We start from the raw sequence: 20,761 nt of genomic DNA, 5'->3' as shown, positions 1-20,761 counted from the left end.
CGACGTCCGGCGGCCTGTGTCACCGTGATCCCGGGTACCGGCCCTCCGTACCCGGCCGGTGTCCCACCGCGCGACCATCCGACCGCCCCACCGAACGGAGTCCCGTATGGCCCCCGACACCGCACGCCGCCGAGCCGCCGTGGTGGGGCTGGGCGCTCGCGCCCGGCTGTTCGCCCAGGCGTTGGCCGGTCCCTACGCGGACCGGTTCGAGCTGGCCGGCTTCTGCGATGTCAACTCCCGCCGGATGACGGTCCACAACGCCTGGATCGCGGACGCCCGACCGGGCCGGCCGCCGGTACCGGCGTACGCCGCCGAGGACTTCGACGAGATGCTGCGCCGTGACCGCGTCGACCTCGTCGTGGTGTGCACGGTGGACCGCTCGCACGACGACTACATAGTGCGGGCCCTCGAAGCGGGCTGTGACGTGGTCACCGAGAAGCCCATGACCACGGACGCCGACCGGGCCCGCCGCATCCTGGAGACCCAGCGGCGCACCGGTCGCGAGGTCAGGGTCGCCTTCAACTACCGCTACAACCCCGCGCACTCGGCCGTCCGGGAACTGATCGCGGACGGCGCGATCGGTGAGGTCGGCTCCGTGCACTTCGAGTGGCTGCTCGACCTGCGCCACGGCGCCGACTACTTCCGGCGCTGGCACCGCGACAAGGCCAACTCCGGTGGCCTGATGGTCCACAAGTCCACCCATCACTTCGACCTGGTCAACTGATGGCTGGGCACACGGCCCGAGACGGTGTACGCGCAGGGCGGGCTGTTCTTCTACGGCGATGTGGCCGGCCGCCGCCGGGGGCTCGCCCGTCCCTACGACCGCGCGCACGGCTCCCCCGCCGCCGAGGGCGACCCGTTCGCCCTCCACCTTGCCGACTCCCCCGTACTGAGCGCGCTGTACCTGGACGCGGAGGCGGAGGACGGCTATCACCGCGACCAGAACGTGTTCGGCCCCGGCGTCACGATCGAGGACGACATGGCCGTGCTGGTCAGGTACGCCACGGGCGCCTCCCTCACGTACCACCTGACCGCGTACGCCCCGTGGGAGGGCTACCGGATCGCCTTCAACGGCAGCGAGGGACGTCTGGAGCTGCTGGTGGAGGAGTCGACGTGGACCCGCCCCCAGGCGCCGACGAACGGTTGCGACCCGGTTCTGCACGGAGCCGAGGCGGACGACACCGCAGGACGCACGGAGTTGTCGCTGCGCCGCTTCTGGGAGAGGCCGCGCGAGATCGAGCTGCCGGCCGGCGAGGGCGGGCACGGCGGCGGTGACGTACGCATGCTGGAGGATCTGTTCGGTACGCACGTCCCGGATCCCCTGCACCGCGCGGCGGACGCGACCGACGGTGCCCGCTCCCTGGTCACCGGCCTCGCCGCGAACCGCTCGTTCGAGACGGGTCTGCCGGTGCGGGCCAAGGAGCTGCTGGACGTCTGACGAGACCCCGGGTCCCCGTCGCCGGGGGGGGCGGCGCCGGTGCACGCGAGTGCCGGTGCACGCGAGTGCCGGTGCACGCGAGTGCCGGTGCACGCGAGTGCCGGTGCACGCGAGTGCCGGACACTGGTCTGCGGCGCCACGGGAGTCACCCGGGGCCGCAGCAACGTCCCACTGGTCTCTCAACGGCCTGGAGGCTCGTTCATGACGCATTCCCTTCGTACGCGGCGAGTCGCCGCCTGGGCGGCCGGCTTGCTGGCCCTCGTCGCGCTGCCGGGCTGCGGCGGGCAGGCTGAGCTCTCGCCCGGATCACCGGAGGCCTCCAGGACGTCCGCCTCACCGACGGCGGCCGCCAAGGCCACCGCTCGCGCATTCCGTGACCTGGAGGGCGAGTTCGACGCGCGGCTGGGGGTCTACGCCCTGGACACCGGCACGGGCCGGACGGTCGCCCACCAGGCGGACGAACGGTTCGCGTACGCCTCCACGTTCAAGGCGCTGGCGGCGGGTGCCGTACTTCGGAAGTTCGGTACGGACGGGATCGACAAGGTGGTCACCTACGCCCGTGACGACCTGGTCGAGAACTCACCCGTGACCGACGACTTCGTCGAAACCGGGATGAGCCTGCGCGAACTGTGCGCCGCCACCCTCTGGTACAGCGACAACACGGCGGTCAACCTGCTCCTGCACGAGCTCGGTGGGCCGGACGGCCTGGAGAAGGTGCTGGAGCAACTCGGCGACCACGTCACCGAGATGGACCGCTACGAGCCCGAGATGAGCGACGGCACCCCGGGCGACAGCCGCGACACCAGCACGCCGCGCGCGATGGCCGCCGGTCTGCGGGCGTTCCTGCTCGGTGACGCCCTGGGACGGGAGGAGCGTGACCTCCTCAGACAGTGGATGGAGACGAACACGACCGGCGAGACGCTTGTCCGGGCCGGCCTTCCGGCCGACTGGAAGGTGGCCGACAAGAGCGGTTCCGCCGGCTACGGGGGACGCAACGACATCGCCGTGGTGTGGCCGGACGACGGTGGCAACCCGATCGTGATGGCCGTCATGTCCTCCCGGGACAAGCAGGGCGCCGAGCGCCGCGACGCCCTGATCGCCAAGGCCGCCACCGTGGCGATCGACGGCCTGGGCCGCTGAGACCACCGGCCGCTTGAGCCGCCCTGCACCCCTGTTCCTGCGGCCGCCGCGCTCCGCCCACCCCTACGACAGCACGGTGGCGAGCGGTCGCCACCAGCCGCACTCCCCGCAATGGGAGTCGAGGAAGTCGACGAGGCTCAGCCGCTCGGCTTCGGCCCACCGCAGAACCCGTTCACGGTCCATGTCCCGCTCCTCCGGGGAAGAGGGCAGGCGGTACCGGTGGCGGCCGGAGTGCTCCGTCGCCACCCGGCCGCGCTGATGTCGCTGTCAGCTGTCATGACCGTCGTCAGCGACGTTGCCCCGACGCCCGGCCGGCAGCGGGGCGTCCGACCGGGCACGCCCGCTACGCCCCGGCCTTGGCGGCGCCCGGTTCTCCGTGCCCCTGCCAGGGGCGCGCGAGCCCGACCAGGGCCAGCGCCGCCCCGGCCACGGCGGTGAGCATGATCAGGGCCATCGGCAGGGAACTGTCCTCCCCGAACAGTCCGACGAGGGGCGAGGCGAGGGCACCGAAGAGGAACTGCAGGCCACCCACGAGCGCGGAGGCGGCACCCGGTGCGGTCCGGCCCACCGTCTGGCCGATGCTCATGCCCGCCGGGAAGACGAGGCCGATCCCGCTGACCGTCACGAACAGCGTGATCCACGTACCCGCGAGGGTCTCGCCCAGGGACAGGACCAACACGACCTGGCCCAGCGCACCCAGCAGGGAGACACCGACGCCGGCGACCAGGAGCGTGTTCAGGCGCACGCCCCGACCGGCCAGGCGGGAGAAGACCGTACCGGTGACCAGGGTGCCGACCGCGTTGGTGGCGAAGATCAGGGAGTACGTCGTCGAGGAGACCCCGTGGAGGTTCTCGAAGACGAAGCTGGAGCCGCTGATATAGGTGAACAGCGCCGCCGCGACCAGGGCGACGACCAGGACGTACCCCATGAAGGCCCGACGGCCGAGCAGTGCGCCCATGGCCCGGAAGGTGCTCGCCACGCCACCGCTGTGCCGGCGCTCGGGCGGCAGGGACTCCGGTACGGCCCGCACCACGGCGAGCAGCAGCAGGCCGCCCAGCAACGTCAGTACGGCGAACACCGCACGCCAGGTGGACACGGTCAGGACGACCCCGCCGAGCACCGGCGCGACGATCGGCGCCACGCCCATGACCTGGGAGAGCACCGCGAAGCGGCGTGGCAGGTCGGCGCCGTGGAAGCGGTCTGTGAGCACGGCTCGGGCCAGCACCATGCCCGCCGCCCCGGCCACGCCCTGCAGGAAGCGGGCTCCGGTCAGCAGGGTGACGTTGGGGGCGAGCGCGCAGGCGAGGGACAACAGCACGAAGCCCGCCGCCCCGGATATGAGCAGCCTGCGGCGGCCGAGCCCGTCACTGAGAGGCCCGATCAGCAACTGGCCGACGACCAGCCCGGCCAGGAACGCGGTCATCGTCAGCTGCACGGCCGAACTGCTCGCGCCGAGCGCGTCTCCCATCGCCGGGAAACCGGGGACGTACATGTCGGTCGCGAGCGGGGCCACTGCCGTCAGGGCACCGAGGACGGCGACCAGGACGGCAGCTGCACGCCGGGAGGGGGCGGGGTCGGCGGCGGGGCCGGGCGTCGGGCCCGGGGAGGCCGACGCGGTGGCGGGACGGGAGGGGGACGGGGCTACCATGGAGAAAAAGGTAACCGATAGTTCACTGGCTAACAAATGTAAGAGCCAAGCAAGAGCGCGAAGGTGAGCCGCATGCCCTCCTCTCCCCCCACCCCCTCCGAGGTCCGCACCCGGTGGGCCGAGCAGAATCCCGGGCTCGACACGTCCCCCATGGAAGTCGTCGCCCTGCTCAAGCACGCCACGGGTCTGCTCGGCCGCGCCATCGAACCCCTCTATGCGGGAGCACCGCTCACCGCACCGGAGATCGACATGCTCATCCCCCTCCGCCACGCCACCGAGCCGGTCATCGCCCGCCGGCTCGCCGAGCGACTCGGGCTGTCGCGCGCCGGCGTCAGCAAGACGCTCGCCAAGCTGGAGCAGCGCGGCTTCATCGCCCGCACCCCGAACCCCGCCGACCGTCGCGCCGCCCTGGTCACCATCACCGAATCCGGCGCCGACGCCGTCGACGCCCTCTTCCCCCGCCAGCTCGCCACCGAGGTGGAGCTGCTGGCGGGGCTCGGTGAGGACCGCGAGTGGATCCTCAAGGCACTGTCCCGACTGGTCGAGGTGATGGAGTCGCGAGTGCAGCGCGACTGACCTCCGCGCCCCGCGCGAATGTGACCCACACCACAAGAAAAACGGGGTCGTTTCGATAAAGCAGGGGGTAGCCTTCCCGCAAGAACGAAACGGTTTCGTTCACTGGGGGGCGAGAGGGGAAACCCGGCATGACCTCCGTACTCGTCGTCAACGACCAGGCACTGCAACGCCTCGGCTTCCGGATGCTCCTTGAGGCCCAACCCGATCTCACCGTCGTCGGCGAGGCGTCGGGCGGGTTCGAGGCGATCCGCATGAGCACCGAACTCCGTCCCGACGTCGTCCTGATGGACGCCCGCGTTCCGGACTCCGACGTCATCGACACGATCCGGCGCATCGCGCGGATCCCCGCACTCCCCCTCCCGCCCGACTCGCGTCGCACGGTGCCGAGCCCTCCGCGCGTGCTGGTCCTGACCAGCACCGGACTCGACGAGTACGCCTACGCGGCCCTGCGTGCCGGAGCCCGCGGATTCCTCCTCCAGGACGCCACCCCGGACGAACTGACAGCGGCCGTCCGCATCGTGGCCACCGGAGACGCCGTCATCACCCCCGGCCTGACCCGGGCACTCATCGACGCCGTGCGCCAGGAGCGCCCCAGCCGTCTCGCCGAGCGGGCGGTCGGACTCGACGCGCTCACCGGACGGGAGCGGGACGTCCTCACGGCCGTCGCCTCCGGCTGGTCCAACGTCGAGATCGCCGCGCGGCTGTCGATCTCCCCGACCACGGTCAAGTCGCACGTCAGCAACATCCTCGGCAAGATAGGCGCCCGCGCCCGGGTGCAAGCCGTGGTGTTCGCCTACGAGTCCGGCCTGGTCCGCCCGGCCTGACACCGATCCGGCCGACCCCTGTCCGGCGCTCACCTGACTCGACCACGCGATCCGGCCGACCCCGGTCCGGCACTCACCTGACTCGACACCGCGATCCGGTCGACCCCGGTCCGACCGACCCCCGTCCGACCGACCGCGATCCGGTCGACCGCGGTCCGGTCGACCGCGGTCCGTCAACGGCTCGATCCGGTCGGGGCCCGACCCGACCGGGGAGCCCGACCCGACCAGGGAGCCCAACCCGACCAGGGAGCCCCGACCCGCGCAGGGAGCCCGATCCCGACCGGAGGCCCTCGCCCCCAAAAAACCCGCCTCCCCCACCCCACCGTTCGACCCATCGGACATCGTTCGAAACCTCTTGACGCTGCCCCACACCCCGGCTGACACTCTCGCAACACGACGTCACACAGCCGAAACAGCGGGGCGCCCCTGGCCGAGGCCCCTACTTCCACCGTGTCTTAGCAGGGGAACTCCACATGACGTACAGGGCACGACTTCGCGGCCGTGCGAGACGCCTGACGGGCCGACTCGCCGGACTCACCGCCGCGTCGCTGTTGCTGGGCCTCGGGCCCGCCGTACCCGCCCAGGCGGCGGAGACGGCGGACACCGCGGAGATCACCGACGGCCTCGCCCTCTGGTACCCGCTCGACGCCGCCTCGGGCACCGCCGCCACCGACGCCTCGGGCAACGGCCGGACCGGCACTGTCAACGGCACCGCCGGCTGGTCGGCATCCGGTCAGGGGCTCGCCTTCAACGGTTCCGACACCTACATCAAGGTGCCGGACGACGTCATGAAGGGCATGAACGCGATCAGCGTCTCGATGGACGTGCTGATCGACTCCGCCCAGACCACCCCGTACTTCATCTACGGCTTCGGCAACACCAGCGCAGGCAACGGCAACGGGTACCTGTTCACCACGGGCAACTCCCTCCGCACCTCCATCGCCACCGGCAACTGGTCGACGGAGCAGACCACCAAGCCCGGCGACTCCCACAACCTCGCCCGTGCCGCGTGGAAGCACCTCACCTACACCCAGACCGGCACCACCGGCGTGCTCTACGAGGACGGCGTCGAGGTGGGCCGCAACACCGCGGTCACCACCACGCCCGGCGCCATCGGCTCCGGCACCACGACAGCCAACTACATCGGCAAGTCCGTGTACTCCGGCGACAAGCTCTTCAAGGGCAGGATCCGCGACTTCCGGGTGTACGACCGGGCGCTCGCCGACACCGAGGTCGAGCAACTCGCCCTCCCCGTGGCCACCCAGGGTGTCGCCGACGACAAGGCCGCCCTCACCCTCGGCGACACAAGTGCCGTCACCGCCGACCTCGACCTGCCGAAGACCGGCTCCGCGGGCGGCTCCAGCATCAGCTGGGCCAGCGACAACCCCTCGGTGGTGTCGGAGACCGGCAAGGTCACCCGTCCCGCCGCCGGTGAGCCGGACGGACGTGCCGAGCTCACGGCGACCCTGAAGAAGGGCACCGTGACGGACACCAGGTCCTTCGACGTCACGGTCCTGCCCGCCTTCGACGACGAGACCGCCGCCCGGCAGGCGGCCGAGGACCTCGTCGTCCACAACATCGACGACGTACGCGGCAACCTCACCCTCCCCGCGGACGGCTCCTTCGGCACCCACGTCACCTGGTCCTCCGCCCACCCGGACGTCGTCGCCGCCGACGGCACGGTCCACCGCCCCGCGCACGGCGCCGGCGCCGCCGACGTCGAACTGACCGCGACCGTCACCAAGGGCGAGGCCACCGCGACCCGCACCCTCACCGCCAAGGTCCCCGAACTCCCCGCGAAGCAGGCCCTCAAGGGCTACATGTTCAGCTACTTCACCGGCGAGGGCACCTCCGACGGCGAGCAGCTCTACGCCGCTCTCAGCAAGGGCAACGACCCTCTCAAGTGGCGGGAGTTGAACGACGGCAAACCCGTACTGACCTCCACGCTCGGCGAGAAGGGCCTGCGCGACCCGTTCATCATCCGCTCCCCGGAGGGCGACAAGTTCTACCAGATCGCCACCGACCTCAGGATCTACGGCAACGGCGACTGGGACGCCTCCCAGCGCACCGGCAGCAAGTCGATCATGGTCTGGGAGTCCACGGACCTCGTGCACTGGACCGACCAGCGCCTGGTGAAGGTCTCCCCCGACAGCGCCGGCAACACCTGGGCTCCCGAGGCGTTCTACGACGAGCAGCGCGGTGAGTACGTCGTCTTCTGGGCCTCGAAGCTGTACGACAACGAGGCGCACTCCGGCGACACGTACAACCGCATGATGTACGCGACCACCCGCGACTTCCACACCTTCAGCGAGCCCAAGGTGTGGATCGACCGCGGCTACTCGGTCATCGACTCCACGGTGATCCAGCACGGCGGGACCTACTTCCGCCTCTCCAAGGACGAGCGCAACAACTCCTCCTCGACGCCCAACAGCAAGTTCATCTTCGAGGAGAAGAGCGACTCGCTCCTCGACACCTCCTGGACACCGGTCGCCGAGGGCATCGGCAAGGGCGCGATGAACGCCGCGGAGGGGCCGTTGGTGTTCAAGTCCAACACCGAGGAGAAGTGGTACGCGTTCCTCGACGAGTTCGGCGGTCGCGGTTACATCCCCTTCGAGACGACCGACCTCGACTCCGGCGTCTGGACCCCGTCCACCGGTTACGACCTGCCCGCCAAGCCCCGCCACGGCACGGTCCTCCCGGTCACCCAGGCCGAGTACGACCGCCTGCTGCGCGCCTACCAGCCCGACCAGCTCGTCGACAGCGTCGAGGACATCGCGGTGAAGACGCGGATCGGTGACGCGCCGGTCCTGCCGGCCACCGTGATCGCGAAGTACGCCGACGGCGTCGAGCGTCCCGTCTCCGTCGACTGGGCGGACGTACCGGAATCCGCCTACGAACAGGCCGGCACCTTCACGGTGACGGGCTCCCTGCCCGAAGGGGGCACCCTGAAGGCCGAGGTCACGGTCTCGGCCGAAGGCCCCGACGTACCCGCCGACCTGCTCCTGGACTACGACTTCGACGAGACCGGCGGCAACATCGCCCGCGACTCCAGCGGCCACGGCTACCACGGCACGTACGTGCGCACTCCCGACTTCGGGACCGGCGTGGACGGCGGCTCGTTCAAGATGTCCGGCGGTACCAGCAGCTCCACGACCTCGCCGTACGTCAGGATTCCCAACGGCGTCCTGAAGAACGCCGACAGCGTCACCGTCTCCACCCACGTCAAGTGGAAGGGCGGGGACAACTTCCAGTGGCTCTTCGGCCTGGGTCCCGACAGCAACAAGTACCTCTTCGCCTCCCCCTCCAACGGCGGCGGCAAGCTCTTCTCCGCGATCACGGAGGCCACCTGGTCGGGCGAGAAGCAGATGACCGCGGGCTCCCGGCTCACCCCCGGTGAGTGGCAGCACGTCACCGTCACCGTGGACAGCGCGACCGAGACGGCCGTCCTCTACGTGAACGGCATCGAGGCGGCCCGGGCCACCGGGGTCACCATCAAGCCGTCCGAGCTCTACGACTCCTCCAAGGGATACTCCGGCTACATCGGCAAGTCCCTGTACTCCCCGGACCCCTACTTCGGCGGCGAGGTCGACGACTTCCGGATCTACAACCGGGCCCTGGCGCCCACCGAGGTCCTGGAGCTCAGCGGCAACACCACGGGCATCGCCGCGGCGACCCACCCCGCGCTGAAGACCGACGCGATCATCGACGACGCGGCCGGCAAGATCACCCTCCCGCTGGCCGAGGGCAGCGATCTCACCGCCCTGGCGCCGGAGTTCGCCCTCGCCCACGGCGCGTCCATCAGCCCCGCCTCCGGCACGCTGCACGACTTCACCGAGCCGGTGACGTACGAGGTGACCGGCTCGGACGGCGCCAAGCGCACCTGGAAGGTCACGGCACTGGAGATGAAGAGCCCGGTCCTGCCCGGGCTCAACGCCGACCCGAACATCGTCAGGTTCGGCGACACCTTCTACATCTACCCGACCACCGACGGCTTCCCGGGCTGGAGCGGCACGCAGTTCAAGGCGTACTCCTCCACCGACCTGGTGCACTGGAAGGACCACGGCGTCATCCTCGACCTGGGGCCGGACGTCAGCTGGGCCGACAGCAGGGCCTGGGCGCCGACGATGGCCGAGAAGAACGGGAAGTACTACTTCTACTTCAGCGCCGACGCCAACATCGGCGTCGCGGTCTCCGACTCGCCGACCGGCCCGTTCAAGGACCCCCTGGGCAAGCCCCTGCTCAAGGCGGGACAGTTGACCGGCCAGATGATCGACCCGGCCGTCTTCACGGACGACGACGGCACCTCGTACCTCTACTTCGGCAACGGACGCGCGTACGTCGTCCCGCTGAACGACGACATGACGTCCCTCGACAGCACGAAGATCAAGGACATCACCCCGAGCGGCTACAACGAGGGCACCTTCGTCATCAAGCGCAAGGGCACCTACTACTTCATGTGGTCGGAGAACGACACCCGCGACGAGAACTACCGCGTCGCCTACGCCACCGGCTCCTCCCCCACCGGTCCGTGGACCAAGCAGGGGGTCATCCTGGAGAAGGACCTCTCACTCGGCATCAAGGGCCCCGGCCACCACTCCGTGGTCCACGTGCCCAACACCGACGACTGGTACATCGCCTATCACCGCTTCGCCATCCCCGGCGGTGACGGCACCCACCGCGAAACCACCGTCGACAAGCTGGAGTTCGACGCCGACGGCCTGATCGAGAAGGTCGTGCCGACGCTGACGAGCATCGACCCGGTCACCGTGGTGCACGCGGGCTCCGACGCCGACGGCACCGAGGGCGACGCGATCCGGATCTCCGGCACCCTCTCCGGGGCGGGCAGTCCGAAGTGGACGATCGAGAAGGGAGCGCCCTGCGCGTTCGCGGACGCGGGAGCGGCCGCGACCACCCTCACCTGCCGGGACGACGGCACCTACGAGGTCACCCTCACCGGCGGCCGCAGCAGCGACACGGCCACCGTCACCGTCGGGAACGCGGCCCCGGCGATCACCTCCGCCCACGGCCCCGCGTCACCCGTCGCGGCCAACCGCGCCACGGCCGTCAGCGCCGCGTTCGGCGACCCCGGCTCGGCGGACACCCACACCTGCACGGTCGACTGGAAGGACGGCGGCGAACCGACGCGCGGCACCGTCAGCGACTCCCGTTGCACGGCCACCCACACCTACACCACGGCGGGCATCCGCCGGCCCGTGGTCACGGTGACCGACGACGACGGTGCCTCGGACCGCAGGACGCTGCCCGAGCTGGTCGTCTACGACCGGGCCGCCGGCCCCGCGGCCGGAGTCGGGATCGTCACCTCGGCAGCGGGCGCCTACCCCGCCCAGCCCGGGCTGACCGGCAAGGCCGCCTTCTCCTTCACCGCCGACTACCGCAGGAACGCCGACGTGCCCACCGGCAAGGTCACGTTCGACTTCGGCGCGGCCCGGCTGAAGTTCCGCTCCACCGGCTCCGACTGGCTGGTGGTCACCAAGTCCCGTGCCGTCTACCAGGGATCGGGCACGGTGAACGGCGCGGCCGGCTACGGATTCCGGATCACCGCGACGGACGGACCTGACACCTTCCGGATCGAGGTCTGGAAGAAGTCGACGGGTGCCGTGGTCTACGACAACGCCACCGCGGCGACGGTGACCGGATTCGTCACCGTCGGCGGTCCCCGGCTGTAGACCGGGCGGAGAAGACCCCGCAGGACCGGACCTCAGCGGCACCGGACGAACCCGACGTTCGTCCGGTGCCGCTGAGGTCCGGACGGTTCCACCACTGGTCGCCGCCGCCTCGACGACCACGGTGGCGTGACGGTCCTCGGCGATTCGTGGCAGGACACTTCCCGTAAGGTCCGAGACCCGCGACCAGTACACCCGGGAGGCTTCGTGACAGCGCACCCCCTCGACTCCGGCGAGGCGGAGTCGGTCAACGCCGAGGCCTGGGACGCGTACGGGACCCACCACCTGCGGCAGGGCACGGTCCTCACCGAGGTGGAGCGGATCGACTGGGGTGGGTGGGGCACCGGGCCGGGCACAGAGCTCCTCGGCGAGCCGGCGGGGCGGCGGGTCCTCGACCTCGGCTGCGGTCCGGCGCGGCAGGCGGCGCATCTCGTCCGCGCGTACGGCGCGTCGGTCGACGCGGTGGACTCCTCGCCCAGCCAGTGCGAGCGGGCCCGCGCCCGCTACGGCGACCTGGCCGGGCTGCGGGTGGTGCGGGCCGACGCGGTGGACCACCTGCGCGCGGCCGAGCCGTACGACGTCATCTACTCCGTCAACGCCGTCCCCTACATCGACCCCCGTCGGCTGCTGCCCGCACTCGCCACGGCGCTCAGGCCCGGCGGAACGCTGTGTTTCACGGTGCTGCACACCAACTCGCGGGGCGACGGGCCGTCGTCCGTCGTCGCGTCACGGCCCGAGACCCTGCGGCTCGCCGGCGGCGGCGAGGTGGAGGTGCGGATGTGGGTGCTCACCCCGGACCTCTGGTCCCAGCTGCTCGCCGAGCACGGGCTGCGCGTCGATCGGATCGACGTGTCGGACGCACCCGACCCGGACAACCAGGCCTCGTACCGGATCTTCCGGGTGACCCGGCCGGTCCGGGTCTCCTCCCGCCCCCGCTCCTCCCGGCCGCCCGTCCCGCACGCCGCGATCGGTGTCGGCGCGATCCTGCACGGTCCGCGCGGTCTGCTCCTGGGCCGCCACCACCGGGGCACCTGGGAGCTGCCGGGCGGGACCGTCGAACCCGGCGAGTCGCTGCCGGAAACGGTCGTACGGGAACTCCGCGAGGAGACCGGCATCGAGGCCCGCACGGCCGACGTGCGGCTCCTGGGCACGCTCCTCGACCACGTCGACGACGTCGTACGGATCACCGTGGCCACCGTGGTGACGGCGTGGCGCGGTGAGGCGGCGGACCAGCCCGGCGAACGCGTCGGCGACTGGCGCTGGTTCCCGCTCGACCGACTGCCCCAGAACCTGTTCGTGTGCAGCGCCCAGGGACTCACCGCCTGGCGCCCCGACCTGCCGATCGACCACACTCCGGCCCACTTCACCCCGTACGCCGGCTGACCGGGCACCCGCCGCAACCCCTTCGCAACCTTGTGCGTGCTGCACTCGGTGACCATGGCCGAAGAACCCGCACCGCCTCCCTACGACGAGGTCCCCCGCGTCCAGCTCACCCCCGCGGCGGCCGATCTGCTGCGCCGACTGCGCCGGACGCACGGGCCGCTGATGTTCCACCAGTCCGGAGGCTGCTGCGACGGCAGCGCCCCGATGTGCTTCCCGGCCGGTGAGTTCCGCACCGGCGACTCGGACGTGCTGCTCGCGGAGCTGGACGTGGCCGGGGTGGAGGAGGCGGTGACGTTCTGGATGTCGCGGAGCCAGTACGAGGTGTGGAGCCACACCCGGTTGATCGTGGACGTCGTCGAGGGCCGGGGAAGCGGGTTCTCCCTGGAGGCACCCGAGGGGGTGCGCTTCCTCATCCGTTCGCGGATCGTCGACGCGTAACCACCCGGACGGCCGTCGCCGTCTGGTGCACTTCCCCTGAGTCCTGGAACAGTTGACGAGACCTCAGGGGGGATCGTGACGCGTCGTCAAGTTCGTTTCGGAGCAGGCAGATCGGCACTGACGTTACTGACGGCACTCGGCACACTGGCCGGTGCCGCCCTGGTGGGGGCGGCACCGGCCGACGCCGTACCGAGCCGGGTACGCATCGCCTCGGGAGTCACGTACGCGCACTACGACGTCCCCGCGGCCAGGGGAACCGCGCACGCCCACGTGCTGACCGTCGACCTGCGCGACCCGCGCGTCGGCGTGGACCTGCTGTACCCGGGAGCGGTGGCCGCGCGGGCCACCGTCTCCCGGATGGCCGACACGGCGGGCGCCGTCGCGGGCGTCAACGGCGACTTCTTCAACATCACCGAGACCCAGCACCCGGGCGTGGAGGCCACGGGCGCGAGCGTGGGACCGGCGGTCGCCAAGGGCCACGCCCTCAAGGCGGCGGTCCCGAACGGCCAGCGATTCGGACCCGCCCTGCCGCCCGGCACGAGCACCAGGGACGTGGTCGGCGTGGGCGCCGACCGCCGGGCCCGGATCGGCGAGCTCACCCTGTTCGGCTCGGTCCGTACACCCGAGGGCCGGCTGCCGCTCGGCGGACTGAACCAGTACGCGCTGCCGGTCGGGTCCGTCGGGGCGTTCACGGTGGACTGGGGCGGTGCCTCCCGGGTCCGGGCGACCTGCGGCACGGACACGGACCGGGCGGCCCCGTGCAGCACGGACACCTACGAGGTGACGGTACGCGGCGGCCGGGTGGTGTCGGCCTCGGACCGGCCGGGCAGCGGGCCCATCGCGCGGGGGACGACCGTGCTCGTCGGCCGTGAGGAGGGCGCGCAGCGACTGCGGAGGCTGTCCGCGGGCGAGGAGGTGACGGTACGGCACCGGCTGACCGCTTCCCCGTCGCGGATCCCGTACCGCTTCGCGCTCGGCGGATACCCGCTCCTGAGGGACGGCCGGCCGCTGCCCGGTCTGGACGACACGACCTCGGCCGTGCGCACCGCCGTGGGCCTGGCCGACGGTGGGCGGCGGCTGCTGCTGTTCGCATTGGACGGCGCGGCCGAGTACCGCTCGGGTCTGACGATCGCCGAAGTGGCGCAGGCCATGCGGGAGTCGGGTGCGGTCGACGCCTTCAGCCTGGACGGCGGCGGGTCCACGACCCTGGTCGCCCGCGCACCGGGCGCCACCGCGGTCTCGGTGCGCAACAACCCCTCCGGCGGTGCGGAACGCCCCGTCCCCAACGGCATCGGGGTCTTCTCGAAGCGGTAGGGACCCGGGGCCTGCGGCCGGCTCAGGGCCTGAGGCCGCTGACGATGTCCGCCGTCGCCGTGACACCGCTGCTGATGGTGGGCGCGATGCTCGTACCGGCCAGGTAGAAGCCGAGCAGCGCGCACACCAGCGCGTGGGAGACCTTCAGCCCGCCGCTGCGCAGGAAGATCACCGCCAGGATCAGCAGCAGTACCACCACAGAGATGGAAATCGCCATCGTCAACCTCCTCCGCCACGCCCGATTCACGGTGTTCGGCCGTAAGTGTGGCGTAACGGAGGCTTCGTCCGGGCGGCTGACCTGTCCTCCGAACGTGTGATGTCCCGCCGGTTCGGCGCGCGCCTACCGGTGGGCGTCCAGGAAGGCCTCCAGTCCGGCGAGGTCGTCGGTGTTGAGGTGGTCGACGTCGGCGGCGAGCAGTTCGCTCCACAACGCGTCACGGGCGGGGCCGGCCACGTCCGGGGTGGCCCAGAAGCGGACCTTCTGTCCCCGCGCGTGCGCGGTCCGCGTGATGGTCCGCAGCTTCTGCCGCTCGGCGTCCGGGAAGGCGCCCGTACCCGGCCAGGTGAAGTTGAGCGTCCAGTTGTCGCTGATCAGCGGGACGAAGGAGGCGGGTGCCGAGGTGCCGAGATCGGCGAGCCGGCCGTCGTAGAAGGCCCGTCGGACGGTCTGTGCCGCCATGGGCGCGCGGGCGGCGCGGTCGCCGGAGATCACGACGGTGACCGGGCCGGGCAGGACGCGGCCGTGGACGTACGTCGTGAACAGGTGCCGGTAGCGCTTGAGGTGACGGTCGAGTTCGAGGTACGTCGAGGCGCCCTCGGTCTTGATGTCGACGAGCAGTTGCAGCGACCCGCGGTGACGGCGGTACACGGAGCCGTGGTGGGCCCGGACGCGGGCGGCGAGCGGGTCGAGGTAGAGGGACTCCAGGGTGCGGGCCGGGTCCAGGTCCACCGGGTCGTGGGCGACGAGGAGTTGGTCGCCCACGAGGTGGATGTCGGCCTCGACGCTGCCGAAGCGGTGGTCGAGCGCGTCGAGGAGGGGGCGCGGGTGCTCGTAGTCGTTGTGGGCGTGGGCGCGCCACAACGGCCGCGGGCCGTGCGTCCGTTCGCCGGCCGGCGCGCTGGTGGCGGGCAGGGCGACGGTGCCCGCGAGGGCGGCGCCGAGGGTGGTGAGGGCTCCGCGACGGGTGGTGAGGGCCATGCGCTGCCTCCCTGGTAGGCCTTACGGGACCGCAGAGAGTATGCGTTCCCGAAGGGCCCAAGGAGCAGTGCCGGGAGAGGAGTTGGCCGGACTGCCGCTGTCCGTTCACTTCGTACGGGCGGTACGCGCGAAGAAGCCCGCCCCAGGTGGGACGGGCTTCTCGCGGGCTTCGCCCGGTGAACGTCAGGGCGCCTGGAGACCGACGAGTTCGGCCACCGCCTCCCGGTGGGCGCCCGCCGTGCCGTACGCGAGGGAGTCGGCCTTCGACCGCTTCAGGTAGAGGTGGGCCGGGTGTTCCCACGTCATCCCGATGCCGCCGTGCAGCTGGACCGCCTCCTCGGCGGCGTGCACGGCGACCGGCGCCGCGTACGCCTGGGCGACGGCGACCGCCACGTCGACGTCCTCGCCGGTGGCGAGCGCGTCGGCCGCGTTGCGTGCGGCGGCCCGCAGGTTGACGACCTCGAGCCACAGCTGGGCGAGCCGGTGCTTGAGTGCCTGGAACCCGCCGACCGGCCGGTTGAACTGCTTGCGCTCCTTGAGGTAGCGAACCGTCTCCGTCAACGACCAGTCCGCGAGCCCGAACTGCTCGGAGGCGAGCAGCCCGGCGCCGGCCCGCAGGGCTCGTCGTACGGCGGGTCCGGCGTCCCCGATCCGGGTGGCGGCGGCACCGTCGAGGGTGACGGTGGCCAGCGGCCGGGTCAGGTCCAGCGACACCTGGGGGGTGATGGTCACGGCGTCCGCCTCGACCGCGTACAGCCCGCCGTCCTCGGCGGGGACGAGCAGCACGTCGGCCACGGCCGCGTCGGCGATGCCCGTCAACTCCCCGTGCAGAGTGCCGTCTTCCAGCCGTACGGTCCGGTGGGCGGCGCCCGGCGCGAGGTGCAGGGCGACGGCGAGGGCGCCGACGCGCCGGCCGGACGCCAGGTCGGCGAGGAGTTCGCCGGCCTCGCAGGCCAGCAGCGCCTCGGTGGCGACGACGGCACTGGTCAGATAGGGCACGGGAGCGACGGCCCGGCCCAGCTCCTCCAGGACGACGGCGGCTTCGCGGTGCGTGGCACCGTGGCCGCCGTGTGCCTCGGGCACCAGGAGCCCGGCGAGGCCCATGCCGTCGGCGAGCGCCTTCCACAGGGCGCGGTCGTGCGGTGCGTCGGACTCGGTCCGCGCTATCACCCCGGCCGCGTCGCAGTGGTCCGTGAGCAGGTCGCGGACGGCGGAGCGGAGCGCCTCTTCCTCCTCCGAGTAGAGAAGATCTGTCATCGCGCCAGGTCCTTCCATGCGACGTCCTTGTCGGTGCGCGGCTCGGCGGGCAGGCCCAGGACGCGCTCGGCGACGATGTTCAGCAGGATCTCGGTGGTTCCGCCCTCGATGCTGTTGCCCTTGGAGCGGAGGTAGCGGTAGCCGGCCTCCCGGCCGGTGAAGTCGACCAGCTCCGGCCGGCGCATGGTCCAGTCGTCGTACGACAGGCCCTCCTCGCCGAGGAGTTCGACCTCCAGGCCGCTGATCTCCTGGTTGAGGCGGGCGAACGCGAGTTTCATGCCGGCGCCCTCGGGGCCGGGCTGGCCGGCCACCAGCTGCTGGCGCAGCCGCTCGCCGGTGAGGCGGGCGACCTCGGCCTCGACCCACAGCTTCAGCAGGCGCTGGTGCAGGTCGTGGGTGCGCAGTTCGGGGCGCTCGCGCCAGGTGGCGGCGGCCGGACCGATCATGCCGCCCTCGCGGGGCAGCCGCATGCCGCCGATGGCGACACGTTCGTTGTTCAGCGTGGTCTGCGCGACCCGCCAGCCGTCGCCGACCTCGCCGAGGCGGCGGGAGTCGGGGATGCGGACGTCGGTGAGGAACACCTCGTTGAACTCGGCCTCGCCGGTGATCTAGCGCAGGGGCCGGACCTCGACTCCCGGGTCGGTCATGTCGCACAGGAAGTAGGTGATGCCGGCGTGCTTGGGCACGTCCGCGTCGGTGCGGGCGATGAGGATGGCCCAGCGGGCGAGATGGGCGCTGGACGTCCACACCTTCTGCCCGTTGACGACCCAGCCGTCGCCCTCGCGTACCGCCCGGGTGCCGAGCGCGGCGAGGTCGGATCCGGCGCCGGGCTCGCTGAAGAGCTGGCACCAGACCTCCTCCCCCACCCACAGGGGCCGCAGGAAGCGCTGCTTCTGTTCCTCGGTGCCGTACTTCAGGATCGTCGGCGCGGCCATCCCGAGGCCGATGCCGATGCGCCGCGGGTCGTTGTCGGGAGCGCCCGCGGCCTCCAGCTCGGAGTCCACCACGACCTGGAGGGAGCGGGGAGCACCCAGTCCACCGAGGCCCTGCGGGTAGTGCACCCAGGCCAGTCCGGCGTCGAAGCGGGCCTTGAGGAAGTCGAGCCGGTCGGTACCGGCGGGCGGGTGGGCGGCCAGCAACTCCTGTGTGCGGCGGCGCAGTTCGGCTGCGTCGGTCATGCCGCTCCTCCTTCGGTCAGGGCGGGGACGACGGCGAGGCGGCCGGTGGTGACACCCGCGCCGACCCTCTGTACGGCGGCGGCGGCCTCACGCAGCGGCACCCGCTCACTCACCAGCGGTTTGATCGCACCCCGCGCCGCCAGCTCGGTGAGCTGCTCGTGGCAGTGCCGGACCAGTTTGGGGTTCTTGGTGTTGTACAGGCCCCAGTGCAGGCCGAGGATCGAGTAGTTCTTCACCAGGGCGTGGTTGAGCGACGGGCCGGGAATCGTGCCGCTCGCGAAGCCGACGACGACGATCCGGCCCTCGAAGGCGACGACCTTGGTCGACTGGGTGTAGGCCTCGCCGCCGACCGGGTCGTAGACCACGTCGGCACCGCGGCCGCCGGTCGCCTCCTTCACGGCGGCGATGACGTCCTCGGCGCGCCGGTCGACGACCACGTCACAGCCCAGGTCCCGGGCGACGGCGGCCTTGTCGGCGCCGCCGACGACACCGATCACCCGGGCGCCGGCGGCCTTCCCGAGCTGCACGGCCGCGCTGCCGACCCCTCCTGCGGCAGCGTGGACGAGCAGGGTCTCACCGGCTTCCAGGCCGGCCCGTCGGTGCAGTCCGAACCAGCCGGTCTGGTAGCCGATGTGCAGGGCGGCGGCCTGGGCGTCGTCCAGCGCGTCGGGCGCGGGCAGCAGGGCGGCGGCGTCCGCGACGGCGTACTCGGCGAAACCGCCGTACGGCAGCGCCGGGTTGGCGATGACCCGCCGTCCGTCCTCGGTCTCGCCGCAGATCTCCACTCCCGGGGTGAACGGCAGTGGCGGCCTGACCTGGTAGTGGCCCCGGACCATGAGCACGTCCGGGAAGTTGATGTTCGCGGCACGCACCTTCAGCAGGACCTGGCCGTCACCGGGCGTGGGGCGCGCCACGTCCTCGAGGCGCATCACCTCGCTCGGCTCACCGTTCTCGTGCACTTGCCAAGCCTGCATGCGGGGCCTCCACGGGACTGCGTCGTCTGACCGGGCTCCACCGCATACTAAGCGGTCGCTTGCTCTCCAGGGAACCGTCGGCGTCAGTCGTCTTCGCCACGCTTGCGCTTCGGCCGTGCCCGCACGTGCATCCGCTCCCCCTGCGGCCCGAACAGACTCAGGAACTCCACCGGCCCCTCCCCCGTCGACCCGAACCAGTGCGGCACCCGGGTGTCGAACTCGACGGCCTCACCCGTGGCCAGGACGATGTCGTAGTCGCCCAGGATCATCCTCAGCCGTCCCGACATCACGTACAGCCACTCGTAACCCTCATGGGTCCGCGGCTCCGGCTCGTCCGGCTGCTGCGGCACCAGCACCTTGAAGGCCTGCAGACCGCCGGGCTGGCGCGTCAGCGGCCAGTACGTGCGGCCGTGCCTCGTGATCGGCTCGGCCCGCACCCGCGGATCGCGCACCGGCCGAGCGCCGACCAGCTCGTCCAGCGCCACCTCGTGAGCCCGCGCGATCGGCAGCAGCAGTTCCAGGCTGGGCTTGCGCAGCCCCGACTCCAGCCGGGAGAGCGTGCTCACCGAGATGCCGGTCGCCTCCGACAGGCCGGCCAGCGTGGCCCCCCGCTCCCTGCGGATCCGCCGCAGCCGGGGACCGACCTCGGCCAGCACTTCGTCCATGTCGTCGTCATCGCTCATGGACACCATTGCAGTTTCGGCAAACACATTTGTCAATGTGGCAGTGGCGGGGCGATTGTCGTGGTGGAGGTGGTCACCCATGACCGAGAACAGCACCGAGGCCTACGAGGTGGTCGTCGTCGGAGGCGGCGCGGCAGGACTGTCCGCCGCGCTGGTCCTGGGCCGGGCCCGGCGCCGCACGCTGGTGGTCGACGCGGGGGAGCCGCGCAACGCGCCCGCCGCGCACATGCAGGGCTATCTGTCCCGGGACGGCATGTCCCCGGCCGAGTTCCTGGCCGTCGGCCGCGAGGAGATCGCACGGTACGGCGTCGAGCTCGTCCGCGACCGGGTGGTGGACGTCACCCAGGGCTTCGCCCTCGAACTGGCCGGCGGCCGCACGGTCCACGCCCGGCGCCTCGTGATCGCGACCGGCCTGAGGGACGAGCTGCCCGAGGTCGCGGGCCTCGCCGGGCGCTTCGGGCGCGACGTGCTGCACTGCCCGTACTGCCATGGCTGGGAGGTGCGCGACCAGGCGTTCGGCGTGCTGGCCACCACCGCGATGAGCGTGCACCAGGCGTTGATGGTCTCCCAGTGGTCGAAGGACGTGACCTTCTTCCTGCACACCGTCGCCGAGGAGGAACTCTCGGACGACGACCTGCGCAGGCTCGCCGCAGCCGGCGTGAAGGTGGTGCCGGGCGAGGTCACGGAGGTGCTGGCCGACGCCGACCGGCTCACCGGGGTCCGGCTCGCGGACGACACCAGGCACGAGCGTGACGTGCTGTTCGTGGCGCCCCGGGCCGTCCCGCGGACCGGCCTGCTGCGCCGCCTCGGCGCCGAGCTCCATGAGACGCCGTTCGGCGCCTACCCGGTGGTGGACCAGACGGGCCTGACCACCGTGCCCGGCGTGTGGTCCGCGGGCAACGCGGCGGGCTTCGGGGAGCAGGTCGTCAACGCGGCGGCCGGCGGTTACCGGGCGGGTGCCACGATCAACGGCGAACTGCTGATGACCGACCTCGACGCGGCCGTGCGGGTGTAGAGCGTCCGCCT

14 protein-coding genes and 2 pseudogenes are annotated in these 20,761 nt (G+C 71.6%); 9 read left to right on the top strand and 7 right to left on the bottom strand.

From position 1 onward, the window contains the following. The first annotated feature begins 106 nt into the window (after nucleotides 1-106). Together AQJ84_RS06210 and bla are read left to right on the top strand one after the other, a co-directional pair. A pseudogene (locus tag AQJ84_RS06210) lies at nucleotides 107-1,438 on the top strand (Gfo/Idh/MocA family protein). A gap of 201 nt (nucleotides 1,439-1,639) precedes the next feature. Next, complete coding sequence (bla, locus tag AQJ84_RS06205; RefSeq protein ID WP_030041567.1) at nucleotides 1,640-2,578, top strand: class A beta-lactamase; 939 nt, start codon at nucleotides 1,640-1,642, stop codon at nucleotides 2,576-2,578. 343 nt (nucleotides 2,579-2,921) lie between these two features. Here the strand turns inward: bla and AQJ84_RS06200 are convergent, their stop codons facing one another. After that, nucleotides 2,922-4,226, bottom strand: coding sequence for a multidrug effflux MFS transporter (locus tag AQJ84_RS06200; protein WP_030041565.1), 1,305 nt, complete (start codon nucleotides 4,224-4,226; stop codon nucleotides 2,922-2,924). 72 nt (nucleotides 4,227-4,298) lie between these two features. Here AQJ84_RS06200 and AQJ84_RS06195 point away from each other — a divergent pair, with 72 nt between their 5' ends. From AQJ84_RS06195 to AQJ84_RS06170, 6 genes are all read left to right on the top strand, one after another. Next, complete coding sequence (locus AQJ84_RS06195; RefSeq protein WP_030041564.1) at nucleotides 4,299-4,802, top strand: MarR family winged helix-turn-helix transcriptional regulator; 504 nt, start codon at nucleotides 4,299-4,301, stop codon at nucleotides 4,800-4,802. A gap of 128 nt (nucleotides 4,803-4,930) precedes the next feature. After that, complete coding sequence (locus AQJ84_RS06190; RefSeq protein ID WP_030041563.1) at nucleotides 4,931-5,626, top strand: LuxR C-terminal-related transcriptional regulator; 696 nt, start codon at nucleotides 4,931-4,933, stop codon at nucleotides 5,624-5,626. A 473-nt stretch (nucleotides 5,627-6,099) separates the two neighbouring features. Beyond that, a complete protein-coding gene (locus tag AQJ84_RS06185; protein WP_053190767.1) occupies nucleotides 6,100-11,313 on the top strand; it encodes a family 43 glycosylhydrolase in 5,214 nt (1,737 codons plus the stop codon). A gap of 204 nt (nucleotides 11,314-11,517) precedes the next feature. After that, a complete protein-coding gene (locus AQJ84_RS44905) occupies nucleotides 11,518-12,693 on the top strand; it encodes a bifunctional class I SAM-dependent methyltransferase/NUDIX hydrolase (protein ID WP_030041562.1) in 1,176 nt (391 codons plus the stop codon). 54 nt (nucleotides 12,694-12,747) lie between these two features. Beyond that, complete coding sequence (locus tag AQJ84_RS06175; RefSeq protein WP_030041561.1) at nucleotides 12,748-13,131, top strand: DUF779 domain-containing protein; 384 nt, start codon at nucleotides 12,748-12,750, stop codon at nucleotides 13,129-13,131. A 75-nt stretch (nucleotides 13,132-13,206) separates the two neighbouring features. Continuing rightward, nucleotides 13,207-14,445 (top strand): phosphodiester glycosidase family protein, encoded by a 1,239-nt coding sequence (locus AQJ84_RS06170; RefSeq protein WP_053190769.1) that lies wholly within the window; start codon nucleotides 13,207-13,209, stop codon nucleotides 14,443-14,445. A 22-nt stretch (nucleotides 14,446-14,467) separates the two neighbouring features. Here AQJ84_RS06170 and AQJ84_RS06165 read toward each other — a convergent pair whose 3' ends face one another. From AQJ84_RS06165 to AQJ84_RS06140, 6 genes and pseudogenes are all read right to left on the bottom strand, one after another. Further along, complete coding sequence (locus tag AQJ84_RS06165; RefSeq protein ID WP_030041559.1) at nucleotides 14,468-14,662, bottom strand: hypothetical protein; 195 nt, start codon at nucleotides 14,660-14,662, stop codon at nucleotides 14,468-14,470. Between the two features lie 123 nt (nucleotides 14,663-14,785). Then, complete coding sequence (locus tag AQJ84_RS06160) at nucleotides 14,786-15,643, bottom strand: phosphatidylinositol-specific phospholipase C/glycerophosphodiester phosphodiesterase family protein (protein ID WP_030041558.1); 858 nt, start codon at nucleotides 15,641-15,643, stop codon at nucleotides 14,786-14,788. A gap of 183 nt (nucleotides 15,644-15,826) precedes the next feature. Beyond that, on the bottom strand, nucleotides 15,827-16,900 hold the full coding sequence (locus AQJ84_RS06155) for an acyl-CoA dehydrogenase family protein (protein ID WP_030041557.1): 1,074 nt from the start codon (nucleotides 16,898-16,900) through the stop codon (nucleotides 15,827-15,829). After that, a pseudogene (locus tag AQJ84_RS06150) lies at nucleotides 16,897-18,078 on the bottom strand (acyl-CoA dehydrogenase family protein). Before AQJ84_RS06150 ends, AQJ84_RS06155 begins: the two are co-directional and overlap by 4 nt. Further along, on the bottom strand, nucleotides 18,075-19,052 hold the full coding sequence (locus AQJ84_RS06145) for an NADPH:quinone oxidoreductase family protein (protein ID WP_030041556.1): 978 nt from the start codon (nucleotides 19,050-19,052) through the stop codon (nucleotides 18,075-18,077). The pseudogene AQJ84_RS06150 and the gene AQJ84_RS06145 overlap by 4 nt, the downstream one beginning before the upstream one ends. 83 nt (nucleotides 19,053-19,135) lie before the next feature. Then, nucleotides 19,136-19,735: a helix-turn-helix domain-containing protein gene (locus AQJ84_RS06140; RefSeq protein ID WP_030041555.1), complete on the bottom strand. Its 600-nt coding sequence runs from the start codon at nucleotides 19,733-19,735 to the stop codon at nucleotides 19,136-19,138. Nucleotides 19,736-19,814: 79 nt separating this feature from the next. On the opposite strand from AQJ84_RS06140, the gene AQJ84_RS06135 reads away from it, so the two are divergent. Then, nucleotides 19,815-20,750, top strand: a complete 936-nt coding sequence (locus AQJ84_RS06135; protein ID WP_030041554.1) for an NAD(P)/FAD-dependent oxidoreductase — start codon at nucleotides 19,815-19,817, stop codon at nucleotides 20,748-20,750. Nucleotides 20,751-20,761: the final 11 nt, after the last annotated feature.

The organism is Streptomyces resistomycificus, assembly GCF_001514265.1.
Lineage (GTDB): Bacteria > Actinomycetota > Actinomycetes > Streptomycetales > Streptomycetaceae > Streptomyces > Streptomyces resistomycificus.
The sequence above is the reverse complement of the archived record's forward strand: the minus strand, read 5'-3'. Positions and strand labels throughout refer to the sequence as shown.